At 73.4% G+C, this 12,752-nt stretch carries 14 protein-coding genes; 6 read left to right on the top strand and 8 right to left on the bottom strand.

Annotation, left to right across the window (positions count from 1 at the left end):
• Positions 1-102: 102 nt before the first annotated feature.
• Positions 103-1,401, bottom strand: coding sequence for an ROK family protein (locus ACZ4XX_RS06845; protein ID WP_468506870.1), 1,299 nt, complete (start codon positions 1,399-1,401; stop codon positions 103-105).
• Positions 1,402-1,486: 85 nt separating this feature from the next.
• On the opposite strand from ACZ4XX_RS06845, the gene ACZ4XX_RS06840 reads away from it, so the two are divergent.
• Both ACZ4XX_RS06840 and ACZ4XX_RS06835 read left to right on the top strand, forming a co-directional pair.
• Positions 1,487-2,575: a Gfo/Idh/MocA family oxidoreductase gene (locus tag ACZ4XX_RS06840; RefSeq protein WP_468506869.1), complete on the top strand. Its 1,089-nt coding sequence runs from the start codon at positions 1,487-1,489 to the stop codon at positions 2,573-2,575.
• The gene (locus ACZ4XX_RS06835) at positions 2,572-3,054 is read left to right on the top strand and encodes a heme-degrading domain-containing protein (protein ID WP_468506868.1); all 483 of its coding nucleotides are present in this window, start codon (positions 2,572-2,574) and stop codon (positions 3,052-3,054) included. Before ACZ4XX_RS06840 ends, ACZ4XX_RS06835 begins: the two co-directional genes overlap by 4 nt.
• Before the next feature lie 189 nt (positions 3,055-3,243).
• Here ACZ4XX_RS06835 and ACZ4XX_RS06830 read toward each other — a convergent pair whose 3' ends face one another.
• From ACZ4XX_RS06830 to ACZ4XX_RS06810, 5 genes are all read right to left on the bottom strand, one after another.
• Complete coding sequence (locus ACZ4XX_RS06830) at positions 3,244-4,101, bottom strand: fumarylacetoacetate hydrolase family protein (protein ID WP_030324860.1); 858 nt, start codon at positions 4,099-4,101, stop codon at positions 3,244-3,246.
• Positions 4,102-4,319: 218 nt separating this feature from the next.
• A complete protein-coding gene (locus ACZ4XX_RS06825; protein ID WP_468506867.1) occupies positions 4,320-4,763 on the bottom strand; it encodes a hypothetical protein in 444 nt (147 codons plus the stop codon).
• Between the two features lie 156 nt (positions 4,764-4,919).
• A complete protein-coding gene (locus ACZ4XX_RS06820) occupies positions 4,920-5,630 on the bottom strand; it encodes a YidC/Oxa1 family membrane protein insertase (RefSeq protein WP_468506866.1) in 711 nt (236 codons plus the stop codon).
• A gap of 128 nt (positions 5,631-5,758) precedes the next feature.
• Complete coding sequence (locus ACZ4XX_RS06815) at positions 5,759-6,055, bottom strand: DUF6412 domain-containing protein (RefSeq protein ID WP_329279154.1); 297 nt, start codon at positions 6,053-6,055, stop codon at positions 5,759-5,761.
• Positions 6,056-6,131: 76 nt separating this feature from the next.
• Positions 6,132-6,662, bottom strand: a complete 531-nt coding sequence (locus tag ACZ4XX_RS06810) for a winged helix-turn-helix transcriptional regulator (protein WP_468506865.1) — start codon at positions 6,660-6,662, stop codon at positions 6,132-6,134.
• Between the two features lie 104 nt (positions 6,663-6,766).
• Between ACZ4XX_RS06810 and ACZ4XX_RS06805 the strand changes: the two genes are divergently transcribed.
• Positions 6,767-8,251, top strand: coding sequence for an MFS transporter (locus tag ACZ4XX_RS06805; protein WP_468506864.1), 1,485 nt, complete (start codon positions 6,767-6,769; stop codon positions 8,249-8,251).
• A gap of 87 nt (positions 8,252-8,338) precedes the next feature.
• Here the strand turns inward: ACZ4XX_RS06805 and ACZ4XX_RS06800 are convergent, their stop codons facing one another.
• Positions 8,339-9,154, bottom strand: coding sequence for a class E sortase (locus tag ACZ4XX_RS06800; RefSeq protein WP_468506863.1), 816 nt, complete (start codon positions 9,152-9,154; stop codon positions 8,339-8,341).
• A 63-nt stretch (positions 9,155-9,217) separates the two neighbouring features.
• Here ACZ4XX_RS06800 and ACZ4XX_RS06795 point away from each other — a divergent pair, with 63 nt between their 5' ends.
• On the top strand, positions 9,218-10,222 hold the full coding sequence (locus ACZ4XX_RS06795; RefSeq protein WP_468506862.1) for an SEC-C domain-containing protein: 1,005 nt from the start codon (positions 9,218-9,220) through the stop codon (positions 10,220-10,222).
• Positions 10,223-10,321: 99 nt separating this feature from the next.
• Complete coding sequence (locus ACZ4XX_RS06790; RefSeq protein WP_468506861.1) at positions 10,322-10,537, top strand: hypothetical protein; 216 nt, start codon at positions 10,322-10,324, stop codon at positions 10,535-10,537.
• A 954-nt stretch (positions 10,538-11,491) separates the two neighbouring features.
• Here ACZ4XX_RS06790 and ACZ4XX_RS06785 read toward each other — a convergent pair.
• The gene (locus ACZ4XX_RS06785; RefSeq protein WP_468506948.1) at positions 11,492-12,190 is read right to left on the bottom strand and encodes an aspartate/glutamate racemase family protein; all 699 of its coding nucleotides are present in this window, start codon (positions 12,188-12,190) and stop codon (positions 11,492-11,494) included.
• A 256-nt stretch (positions 12,191-12,446) separates the two neighbouring features.
• On the opposite strand from ACZ4XX_RS06785, the gene ACZ4XX_RS06780 reads away from it, so the two are divergent.
• Positions 12,447-12,749 carry a hypothetical protein gene (locus ACZ4XX_RS06780; RefSeq protein WP_468506860.1) on the top strand — a complete coding sequence of 101 codons (303 nt, stop codon included), beginning with the start codon at positions 12,447-12,449 and terminating at the stop codon, positions 12,747-12,749.
• The last annotated feature ends 3 nt before the right edge of the window (positions 12,750-12,752 follow it).

Raw genomic sequence — 12,752 nt, 5'->3', positions numbered from 1 at the left:
CGCGGGGGCGGGGGCCGGGGAGCGACACCGGGTCCGCCCCCGGACGGCCCGGCCGATCCGCCCGATCGGCCTACTGTCGTACGTTCCGCTTTACCTCTCCGCCTACTTACCGAAGATCGGGGCGAGGACCAGCCACGCGGCCCCTTCCGCCACCGCGTCCCGCTCCCCCGCCACGCGCACCGGGGCCACCAGGCCGAGCCCGGCGAGGACCTCCCGCACGCCGCCCGCGAACACCTCCGGCGCGGCGAGGACCAGTCGGCCGCCGAGCAGGACCTGGTCGATGTCGAGGAGCCGTACGACGTTGGCCGCGCCCGCACCGAGGATGCGCGCGGCCCCGGCGTCGTCGCCGCGCGCGACCGCCGCGAGGCACAGCACCTCCAGACAGCCGCGCCCGCCGCAGCCGCACGGAGGCCCGTCGAGCTGGACGGTCTGATGGCCGAGCTCCCCGGCGCCCGTCCTGTCCCCCCGGAGCGGCGCCCCGCCGAGGACGAGGCCGGCGCCGAGCCCCGTACCCAGGTGGACGTACGCGAAGGAGTCGGGGGCGGCGGGGCGGACGGCGAGGCCCAGGGCGGCGGCGTTGGTGTCCTTGTCGAGGACGACGGGCAGTCCGAGGCGCCGGGCCAGTTCCTCGCGGACGGGGTGCCCCTCCCACTCGGGGAAACCGGTCACGCGGCCGGGGACTCCCGCGCGATGGTCGAGCGGCCCGGGCATGGCGACGCCGACGCCGAGCACGGGGGTCGGGGCGGGGGCGGAGGTGGGAGCAGGTGCGGGTGCGAGGGCGGGTCCGGGTCCGGGTTCGGGTGCGAGGGCGGGTCCGGGTTCGGGTGCGAGGGCGGGTCCGGGTCCGGGTGCGGGTTCGGGTTCGGGTGCGAGGGCGGGTCCGGGTTCGGGTTCGGGTGCGAGTTCGGGTCCGGGTGCGAGGGTGGGTTCGGGTGCGAGGGCGGGATGTCCCCCCTGAGCGCGGGCCGGGGCCGGTTCGGGGGCGTCGGCCCGGACGGTGAGGCCGGCCGACACGGCTCGTACCTCCTCCGTCACCGCGTCCAGGACGGGCCCCGCCCCCGCCCCCAGGTCCAGGGCGCGCGTGCGCCGGGCCACGACCGCACCCGCGAGGTCGGTGAGGAGCGTGGTCAGCTCGTCGCGGTCGAGGTGGACGCCGACGGCGTACCCGGCGGTGGGGACGAGCCGCAGGACCGTGCGGGGTTTGCCGCCGGTCGAGGCGCGGTGGCCGGCCTCCGTGGCGAGGCCCTCGGACCGGAGCCGTGCGGTGATCTTGCTGACGGCCTGCGGGGTGAGACCGGTCCGCTCGGCCAGCTCGAGGCGGCTGATGCCGGTCCCGCCCGCGGTGCGCAGCAGGTCGAGCACGAGCGCCGCGTTGGGGCTGCGCAGGGCCGGCACGTTCACTCCATCACTCCGATCAGGTCCGTCTCCACCTGCCCATTGTCGCTGTCGCTTGCACTTTGGCAACACCGTTGCTTAAGTGAGGGGCATGACTGGCACCCCCCGCACTCCCCTCCGCGTCGGCCTCGTCGGCTACGGCCTCGCGGGCTCCGTCTTCCACGCCCCGCTGATCGCCGCGTCCGAGGACCTCGTCCTCGCCGCCGTCACCACCGGCAACCCCGAACGGGCCGCCGAGGCCCGCGCCGCGTACCCGGGCGTCCGGGTCGTGGCCACACCCGAGGAGCTGTGGGCGGACGGGGCGGCGGACGAGCTCGACCTGGTCGTCGTCGCCTCCCCCAACAAGACGCACGTCGCGATCGCCACGGCCGCCCTGGAGGCGGGCCTGCCGGTCGTCGTCGACAAGCCGCTGGCCGGGACCGCCGCCGAGGCCCGCACCCTCGCGGCCCTCGCCGAGGAGCGGGGACTGCTGCTCTCCGTCTTCCAGAACCGCCGCTGGGACAACGACTTCCTGACCCTCCGCCGGCTCCTCGACGAGAAGGCGCTCGGCGAGGTCCAGCGCTTCGAGTCCCGCTTCGAGCGCTGGCGCCCGCTGCCCAAGGGCGGCTGGCGCGAGTCCGGCGCGCCGTCGGAGATCGGCGGCCTGCTCTACGACCTGGGCAGCCACGTCGTCGACCAGGCCCTGGTCCTCTTCGGCCCGGTGGTCTCCGTGTACGCCGAGTCGGACGTCCGCCGGCCGGGCGCCGAGGCCGACGACGACACCTTCCTCGCGCTCACCCACGCGAACGGCGTCCGCTCGCACCTGTACGTGAGCGCCACCACCGCCCAGCTGGGCCCCCGCTTCCGGGTGCTCGGGCAGCGCGCGGGCTTCGTGAAGTACGGCCTCGACCCGCAGGAGGCGGCCCTCCGCGAGGGGCTGCGCCCGGCGCCGGGCTCGGTGTGGGGCGCGGAGCCGGAGGAACTGTGGGGCCGGCTCGGCTCCGGCGAGTCGCCGCTGACCGGTGGCGGGACCCCGGTCGAGTCGGTGCCGGGCGACTACCCGGCGTACTACGCGGCCGTCGCCGCCGCCCTGCGCGGCACCGGCGAGAACCCGGTGACGGCCCACGAGGCCGCGGCCGCGCTCGACGTCCTGGAGGCGGCGAAGCGGTCGGCCCGCGAGGGAACCACGGTGACGCTGTGAGCGCCCAGGAGGTGAGCGAGCTGGAGGCGCAGGAGGCCCGGCTGGTCCTCCCCCGGTTCACGTACGAGGACGCCTGGACGCTCGGCAGCCTGCTCGTCGGCATGGCACGCCAGCGCGAGGCGCCGGTGGCGATCGACATCCGGCGCGGACCGCAGCAGCTCTTCCACTGCGCGCTGCGGGGGTCGAGCGCGGACAACGACGCCTGGATCGACCGCAAGCGCCGGGTCGTCGAGCGGTACGGCGTGAGCTCGTTCCTGGTCGGCGCGCGGTTCCGCGCCAAGGGGACGACCTTCGAGGCGTCCTCGCGCCTCGACCCCGACCGGTACGCGGCGCACGGCGGCGCGTTCCCGGTCGCCGTCGAGGGCGCGGGTGTGATCGGCTCGGTCACGGTCTCGGGGCTGCCGCAGGCGGAGGACCACGCCATGGTCGTCGAGGCGTTGGAACGCCTGCTCGGCTCGTACGCCTCCGCCGCCGGCTGACGAGGACGAGCGCGCCGCCGCCGAGGGCGAGACCGACGGCGGTGGCGCCCGTGACGATCTTCCCGGTGCCGGCACCGGTCTCGGAGAGCTCGCCGGCGGGGCGGTGGTGGCCACCGCTCCAGGAGCCGAAGACGGCGGCGCTCCACGCGGGACGCCGCCGTCTTCCCGAAGGAACGACGCCGTCGGCGGTCAGGCGCTCTTGAGCTCCTGCCGCTGCCGGCCCAGGCCGTCGACCTCCAGCTCGACGACGTCACCGGGGCGCAGGTACGGCTTGGGCTCCGGCTGTCCCATGGCGACGCCCGCGGGGGTGCCGGTGTTGATGATGTCGCCCGGGTAGAGGGTCATGAACCGGCTGACGTACCGGACGACCTCGGCGACGGGGAAGATCTGGTCCGAGGTGTGGCCGTCCTGCTTGAGCTCGCCGTTGACCCAGAGACGCAGGCCGAGCGCCTGCGGGTCCGGCACCTCGTCGGCGGTGACGAGCCAGGGGCCGAGCGGGTTGAACGTCTCGCAGTTCTTGCCCTTGTCCCAGGTGCCGCCGCGCTCGATCTGGAACTCGCGCTCGGAGACGTCGTGGGCGACGGCGTACCCGGCGACGTGCGCGAGGGCCTCCTCGTCGGTCTCCAGGTAGCGGGCGGTGCGGCCGATGACGATCGCGAGCTCCACCTCCCAGTCGGTCTTCACCGAGCCGCGCGGTACGAGCACGGTGTCGTCCGGGCCGACGACGGTGTCGGCGGCCTTGAGGAAGACCACGGGCTCCGCCGGAGTGGCCTGGCCCGTCTCGGCGGCGTGGCCGTGGTAGTTCAGCCCGATGCACACGACCTTGCCGATCCGACCGACGGGCGGGCCGACGCGCAGCCCGGTCGCGTCGAGCGCGGGCAGCACTCCGGCACCGGCGGCGGCCCGCACCCGGTCGAGGGCGGAGGCGTCGGCGAGCAGACTGCCGTCGATGTCGTCGACCAGCGCGGACAGGTCACGGAGCGTCCCGTCCTGGTCGAGCAGGGCGGGACGCTCGGCTCCCGGCGGGCCGACACGCAGCAGCTTCATGGACTTCTCCCTGTGGTCGAGGCGGGCCCGGGAAAGGGCCCTGAGGTACCCCGGCCGATGGAGTGCGGCCATCGGAGGATTGGTCGATCCTCCAAGACAACGGGTCACTCTGCAAGACCCCGTTCAGCCACTGGACCCTTACGCACGAGTAGCAAGCGGCGCGGAGGGCTCCGCGAAGGGCTGCGTGGGCCTGCTTCCCCGGTCGCCGTCCACCGCGGTCAGTACCGAACCTCGCGGGCCTCGTACCCCCGGAGCCCCACGGATACGAGGGCGGGCACGAGCGCCCGCAGGTACCAGGCGAGGTCCGTGAACCACGGCGCCGCGGGAAGGCTCCGGCGGTCGATGGTGGGGCTGAAGGAGACGTCGGTGCGACGGGGATGGAACAGGAGCAGGCCGCCCGTCTCCGCCTCCCCGTGGAGGACGTTGAGGGCAACGGCGTACGGCACGCTCTCGGGCGCGTCCAGCGCCGTGAGCACCTCGTCGAGACGGTCGGGCGTGCCGTCGAACCACTCGTACATGCCGTCTGCGTCGTTGACCATGTACGGGACATGGCCGTCCACCTCCTCCGCGCGCCACCCCTCCGCCGCCAGGGCGCCGACGACGGCGCGGGCGGTGGTCGGCCGAGTGAAGGTGAAGTCGATGCCGGCGTCTCTGGAACCCACGGTCGGACCTCCGGGCGGTGTGAGGGTGGCCCTCGCAGGGACGCAGTACCGCAGGGGCGCGGTACTGCGGGGCGGCGGGGGTACTGCAGGGCCGGCCCCGTCGCATCCTCGCCCGCGGAGCTGGGGTCGTGCGATCCGATTTCCCCGCCGCACCGCTCAGGCGGTCACCAGCCGGGCTTCCTTCTCCCGGAAGAGAAGGGTGCGTTCGACGGCCGTCCAGGTGGTGCTCGTGACGACGTAGAGGGCGGCGGCGAGGGGGACCACGGCGACCGTGATCAGGGTGGCGAACGAGAGCAGCGGCATCACCTTGGCGATGGCGCCCGCGCCCGGCGTGGGCTGGCCCAGGTCCAGGGGCTGGGCGGCGAGCTGCGCCTTCGTGCGCCGGTACGTGTACGTGGCGACGGCGGCGACCAGCGCGAAGAGCACCAGGTAGACCCGGCCGGCCGGGCCGAAGGGGCCGCCGTGCGCGAGGGCGTCGGCCCAGTGGTCGCCGAGCGGGGCGGCGAGCAGGGTGTGCCCGGACATCCGGTCACCGGAGAACAGGTGGTACATCAGCAGGAACGCGGGCGCCTGGAGCAGGCTGGGCAGGATCCCGGCGAACGGCGAGACCTTCTCCCGTGCGTGCAGCTCCGTCACCGCCTTCCGCAGCCGCTCGGGGTTCTTGGCGTGCTTCTTGCGGAGCGCGGCGAGCTCCGGCGCGATCCGGGTGCGCGCCTTCTGCCCGCGGGCGGAGGCCCGGGACAACGGGTGGACCGCGAGCCGTACGAGCATCGTGAAGAGGACGATCGCGGCGGCCGTGGCGGTGGTGGCGAAGAGCGGTTCGAGCAGGGCGGCGAGCCGCTCGACCAGGGAAGCGAAGACGGACATGGGGGAGCCCTCCGTGGGGTCTCGTCGTGCCGGGGAGATGTGGGTCTCGGCATGACGGATCCGCGTGGGGGATGCCCGATGAGCAGGTCCGGGCGAGCGTGTCCGGGGTGATGTGGTGCGGGGGCTCCCTACGCGGCCGTCAGGAGGGGACGGCCGGGAGCGCGGGGTCTGCGACGCCCCGCGGCGTCGGGATCGCGCTGGGGCAGGAAGGCGGTGCGCCGCTCGCGGTCGCGGATGGCGGTGCGCACGGCGGTCGGCGGCACGGCCGGGGCCGTCCGGGCTCCGAACAGGGCGCAGACGACGGTGGTCGCGGCGAGCGCGACGGCGGCGGAGACGCCACCACCGTCGGAGAGCAGCAGATCGGCGAGGGCGAGCAGGAAGAACAGCGGCGCGAGGACCCGCAGAGCCAGGCTCCTGGTCGTCATTCCGTGCCTCCTTCCTCTCGTCGCTCAACGCTTTCCCACCGAGAGGACGTGCGAGGCGCACCGGGAGTTCCCCGACTCAGCCCTTCGTGTGGTCCAGGGCGACGAGGAGCCGACGGGGTGCCAGCAGGGCGCGACTGACCGGGTCCGCCGGATCCCGGTCGAGACCGGCACCGGGCCGCATCTCGACGTCGGCGGGCGATACGGGGACCCGGCAGGCCGGGCACTCGCCGTACGGGCCGAGTTCGGTGCCGCAGTCGGCGTGGTGGAAGTGACGTACCGCGACGGCTCCGGGCACCTCGGCCCGACCCCAGGCGCCGAGTGAGCGCAGGACGGGCCAGAGGGCGAGACCGCGGTCGGTGAGCACGTACTCGTCGCGCGGCGGCGAGTCCTGGTAGCGCCGCCGTTCGAGGACGCCGGCCTCGACGAGGGCCTGGAGGCGGGCGGCGAGGACGGCGCGGGGCGCGCCGAGGTGCACGAGGAAGTCGTTGTAGCGGCGGATGCCGTAGAAGGCGTCGCGCACGACGAGCAGGGTCCAGCGCTCACCGATGACTTCGAGGGCGCGGGCGATGGAGCACTGCTGGTGGGAGTAGTCCTTGCCGAGAGCCATGGGGCCATCGTAACCCTTGCAGGTTCATTGACCGAACCTTCCTGTTACCTTGGAGGTCCAGCACTTAGTTCGTTCACCGAACCGACAGGTGGAAAGGTCCCGCCATGCCGCAGCCCGCGTCCACCGGCCACACCCCCGCCCCACCCCAGGACCTCCGCACCGACACCCACACCAGCCCCCACACCACCACCCGCACCCGTCCCGGGGCCACGCTCGCCGTCACCGCCGCGGCAACCGCCGTCGCGCTGATGAACTACACGGCCCCGATGCTCACCCTCCCCGACATGGCCGCCGCGTTCGGGACCCCGCACTCCGCCCGGGCCTGGCTGCTCAACGGCACCCCGCTCGGCCTCGCCGTCCTCCTCCTGGTGGCCGGCAGCCTCGCCGACGCGCACGGCCGCCGCCGGGTCTTCCTCCTCGGCACCCTCGCCCTCGGCCTCACCACCGCCCTCGGTGCCTTCGCGGGCTCCACGGCCACCTTCACCGCGGCCCGGATCGCCCAGGGCGCGGCGAGCGCGGCCGTCCTCGCGGGCAGCCTGGGCCTGCTGGCCCAGGCGTACCCGGCCGGCCGGGACCGGATCAGGGCGACCGGGATCTGGGGCGCGTCCGTCAGCGCCGGCATCGCACTGGGCCCGCTCCTCGCGGGCGCGCTGAGCCTGGTGGACTGGCGGCTCGCGTACGGGGTCCCGGGCGGGGCGGCGCTGGTGATCGCGGCAGCGGGGTCGCGCCTGCTGCCGACCGACAGGCCGGCGGAGAAGTCCGGCGGTTCGGGCGCCCGCGCGGCGGAGAAGTCCGGCGGTTCGCCCGCCCGCCCCGACATCGCGGGCGCGACGGCCCTCGGCCTGGCCCTGGCGGCGCTGCTCACCGCGCTCACCCTCGGCCGGGACGGCTGGCTGCGCCCCCCGGTGGGCCTCCTGCTGCTCGCCTCCCTCGCCCTGACGGCGCTGTTCGTGCGGGTCGAGCGGCGGAACCGTACGCCCATGGTGGATCTGACGCTGCTGCGGCGGCCGGCGTTCCTGGCGTCGACGCTGGGGGCGCTGTTCACGGGCCTGGCGGTGATCGGCCTGTTCAGCGTGGTGCCCGCGCTGCTCCAGGGCGACGGGACGGGGAACGGGTCCGGTGCCGGGATGTCCCCCCTGGGCGCGGCGTGGCTGTTCGTGCTCTGGTCGGGCACGGCGTTCGTCGTGGCGCTGCAGACCCGCCGGCTCGCGAGCCGTCTCTCCGCCCCGTACCAGCTGGCCCTGGGGTTCTTCCTGTCGGCGGTGGGGGTGCTGGCCCTGCTCGGCGGCCTGGAGGGCCCGGCCGGCTCCTGGCCCCGTCTGCTCCCGGGCCTCCTCGTGGCGGGCGCGGGCAGCGGCCTCCTGAACGCCGCCCTGCCGCGCCTCGCGGTCGACTCCGTACCGCCGGAACGCGCGGCGATGGGCTCGGGCGCCAACAACACCGCCCGCTACATCGGCTCCTCCGCGGGCGTGGCCCTGATGCTGGCACTGGCGACGGCGGGCCCGGACACGGCGGTCGTGGTGGCGGCGGCCCTGGCCCTGGCGGGCGCGGGACTCACGCTGACGCTCGGCCGACGGCAGCGTCGGTGAACTCCTCCAGAGGGGGTTGGGCGCGATCGGTACGGAGGAGAAGCCACGGCAGGTGGGGCCGGCGTCCGATCACCCGGCCGAGCCTGACTACGGGACCAACTTCGCCCAGACGACGAGCCGGTAGGCACTGCTGAACTCGGGGGTGCAGGTGGTGAGGGTGAGATAGGCGCCGGGGGCTTCGTACCCGTACGAGGGCTTGACGATCGACCGGGGCACGGCCCGGACGACCCCCACGTCACGCGGGGCGGTCCGGGGCAGGATCCGGTCCACGCGGTACGTGTACGTGGCACCCCGGGTCCGCACGGAGACGACGTCCCCCTCGACGAGCCGGTTGATGTACCGGAACGGCTCGCCATGGGTGTTGCGATGCCCGGCGAGAGCGAAGTTCCCGGTACGGCCGGGGGCGGCGGTGCCGGGATAGTGCCCGACGTACCCCTTGTCGAGGACGGACCGCTTGGAGACGCCGTGGGCGACGGGGACGGTGAGGCCGAGGCGGGGAATACGGAGCACGGCGAAGGCGGCGGAGGCGGCCGTGCCGGGTCCGCCCGGGACGGGATCGGCGGTGGGACGGTCCGGCTCGGCGGAGGGGGCGACGGATTCGACGGGGGGAACGCCGGTACGGGACGAGGGATCAGAGGTACGGGCGGGACCACCGGCCCCCGTGGTGGCGTCGGGGACAGGGGGAGAGATGTCCCACTCCCGCTCCAGGACCCGTACCTGCTGAAGGGCCTCGGCGCGGGCCTGCCGGTTGGTCCACCAGAGCTGGTGCACCACGAGAAGCAGGACGACAACGCCACAGGTGACGACGGTCTCGGCACACACCCACAGCACACGCGCACCGTTACGGCGCCGCCCTCGCGACTGGACGACGACCGGCACCCGCTGCCCCACCCTGGCCCGCACGCGGGGCACGATAAGCGCTGAGGCGCCAACTCTCCAGGCCCGTACAGCAGTACGGTGGACAGCATGCGCCCCGACACGCCTGCCGCCCACACCACCGAAGCCGAGCGCCTGCTGCGCACGGCAGCGCAGTACCCGGGAGACCGGGAACCCCTGTACCTCCAGGCCGCGGCACACCTGGAACTGGCGGGCGACCGCCAGGCAGCGACGGCCCTCTACGACACGCTGCTCTCCTCCTCTCCCGTGAACCCGCTCCTCATCAGGGCGCTCAAGGCGGCGAACCTGTGGGAGTACGGCCACGAGGCCGAGGCCCGCGCGATCATCGAAGGCGTGCGACGGGCCAGGCCGGACGAGGCGGCTCCCTGGGAGATCACGGCGGAGACGCTGGAGGCGCACGACGAACTGGAGGCGGCGGAGCAGACGCTGACGGAAGCGGCGGCGCTGCTGGTCACGGCGCAGGACCTCCCCCACGCGACGCAGTCCCTCCTCACGACCCGGCACCGCATCCGCCGCATGCTGGCGCTTCCCCACGACGACTGGGACGACCGGGCGGACCTGCTCCACACCGCGTCGGTCCCCCTGGACGAACTCCACGACCCGAAGCGCCTGTGGTCGCTCGGCTCCTCGGACCCGGTGGAACTCCAGGCGGAGATCGCCCGCCTCCGCTCGGAACTGGGCACGTACCGGACGGCCCTCTCCCGCCCGTTCCCGGTCGCGGTCCTGCACTGGCCGGAACCGGAACTGGACGAGCTGCTGGCGGCGTACCCGGAACTGGAGGCGGAGTACCCCACGTACCGCGCCCACCTGACGGACATCGAGGCCTCCCTCCGCGAACTCGCCCAGGCGGGCACCCCGAACCTGGGCATCGTCCGCGCGACGGTCCCCTCGTACGAAGCCTTCGCAGCCTCGGAATCCACTCCCCCGTCGAACGCGGACCTGCTGCCCCAGTACGCGACGACCCTGGCAGCCCGGGGCAGAGCGACGGGGTGGCCGCCGGCGCGGGGCGAGGGGTGCTGGTGCGGGTCGGGGAACGCGTATGGGGAGTGCCACGGGGGCGCGGAGCAGGGGTGAGGGAAGTTCTCCGCACCGGGCACTTAATCGACGCATCGCGATCACCATCTCTGTGACGCCTGATACCAATGGGGAGGTCGATCAGGGGAGGGGAAGACGTTGGGTGAGCTGTCGCATTCCAGCGAGCCGATTTCGGGTCTCTACGAGCAGTTGATAACGCTCCGGCTTGAAGCGCAGCTCAAGGGGCTCACGGATCGTGGTTGGCATGCCATCGACGATGTCGTCGGCCCTGCGTCCTCGCCTCGGGTGCTCGCCACGCACGTGTCTGACACAGTGCGTCGGATCCTGGAGGGCCTGCCCGAAGGCGAGCGCTGAGGTGGGGAAGCGGGAGGCAAGTGGCCCGGCATCCACCTGGCTTCGGGCGAGGTCGGCCCTTGGGGTGGGCCGGGTGTGGGGGCTTCTGGTGGGACCGCCCTCTTTTCGAGAGTCGCTCCTTCCGGTGGTGCGTCAAGGGCGCTCCCTGCGGTCGCGTCGCTGCGCGATGGGCTGCGCCCACCCTTGACCCACCACCTCCAGGAGCGAAGACACTCTCGGAGGGCGGTCCGGGGGGCGGGGTCCACGCCGGGCTTCGGGCAGTGGTCGGCGTGGGAGGGCGTGTGCCGGTCGGTGGGTGGGGGCTTGGTTTGCGGCGGGGGTGAGGGGCGCCTCCCCCTTGCTTCGGGGTGCGCGGTTGTTGGATGGGGCGGCCGGGCTCGGTTCAGCGAGTTTCGGTTGTCCGGGGTGGGGCTTCAGGCCCCGCTGGTCACTCCTGGTGGGTGGGGCGTGAGTAACTGCGCATTACTCCGAGTAATACACCCTGGGATATGAGGACAGACGAGGCTAATCGCCCTTTTCGGGCGGTGAAAGTGCAGGAAACTCCCCCGACCGGCTCCCACCACCCACCAACAGCGACCAGCGGGGCCTGAATCCCCACCCGAGGACTTCGGCCGGCCGCTAAGCGCCGCCCAGCCGCCCCATTCAACGACCGCGCACCCCGAACCCACCGACACCAGCCCACCGACCCCGACCACAAACCAAGCCCCCACCCACCGGCCGGCATGCGCAGGCGGCGAGTGGCCACTGCCCGAAGCCCCGCGTGGCCACGCCCCCCGGGCGCCCTCCGAGTGTGAAAAGGCGGCCTCCGCCGCCGGGTCAAGGGTGGGCGCAGCCCATCGCGCAGCGACGCCGAAGGCGCCCTTGACGCGGTGACGGAGGACGCCACACTCGGAAAGAGGGCGGCCGCACCCGAGGTAGACCTGTACCGCAGCCCTGCGAAGCCCCCGTCCCCCGTTACCCCTTGCCGGAAAGAGCTGCGCGCACCGCAGCCGCGGCGTGGAGCCTTGCCGTGGGGAAGACCGGTACGGGGCTGTCCTCGGAGCCGATGAGAAGCTCGATTTCGGTGCAGCCCAAGATGATGCCCTCCGCACCGCGGGCCACCAGGTCCGCGATGACCTTCTGATACGCGGCGCGTGACGCTTCCCGTACGACACCCAGGCAGAGTTCCTCGTAGATCACTCGGTGAACGATCGCTCGCCCGTCAGCCTCCGGGATTCGTACATCAAGTCCGCCTGCTTCGAGGCGGCCTCGGTAGAAATCCTGCTCCATCGTGAACGCCGTGCCCAGCAGACCGACTCGGTGCAGGCCCGACGCCCTTACCGCCTCGGCGGTGGCATCGGCCAGGTGCAGCAGCGGGACCGAAACCGCCGTCTCGACCTGGTCGGCAACCTTGTGCATGGTGTTGGTGCAGATCAGGATCATCTCCGCGCCGGCCGCTTCGAGAGCCTGCGCGGCCTCGGCCAGGATCTCGCCCGCTTCCGTCCAACGGTCCTGGACCTGCAGCTTCTCGATCTCCGCGAAGTCCACCGAGTAGAGCACGCACCGCGCCGAGTGGAGCCCACCGAGGCGATCACGCGTGAACTCGTTCAACAACCGGTAGTACTCCGCTGTCGACTCCCAGCTCATCCCGCCGATCAGCCCGATCGTCTTCATCGCCACGTCACGCCCCTTTCCCGCATAAGGAGTTGAGCATGACAGACCCCCACCCATAAGCCTCAGTTGGAGTCAGCGGCCGTTGAACCGCAAAACAGTCCCTCCGAGCGGCCTGCCCGGCGCCGGAACGCCCGTTCTCCGACCCGGCGGACTCGTCCGCCATCGCCCCGACGAGCCGCAATCAGTGCCCGGCTGGGAGCGGGTCCCCCCTCCCTCGTAGGCTCGAAGGACGACTCCCCGACCGAAAGGCCCCCTCATGCCCCGCATCCCCTCCCCCGTCGTGGCCGCCGCCGGGCTCGTCGGTGGTTATGCCGTTGCCCGGTGGACCAAGAAGCGGCCCCTCGGGGGTGCGGTGCTCGCCGTGGCCGGCGGGGTCGCCGCGCGGGAGTGGCAGCAGGTCGGTGGGGCCAAGGTGGCCGCCGGGCTCGGTACCGCGTACGTCGCCGCCTTCGCCGGGTCCCATCCGCTCGCCAAGAAGATCGGGGCCTGGCCCGCCGTGTTCTCCGTCGCCGGAGGCATGGCCGCCGCCTCCTGGGCCGTCACCCGCGACCGCGGCTGAGGC

It is taken from the genome of Streptomyces sp. NPDC029956, from assembly GCF_055574655.1.
This window is presented reverse-complemented; position numbering and strand designations above follow the sequence as displayed.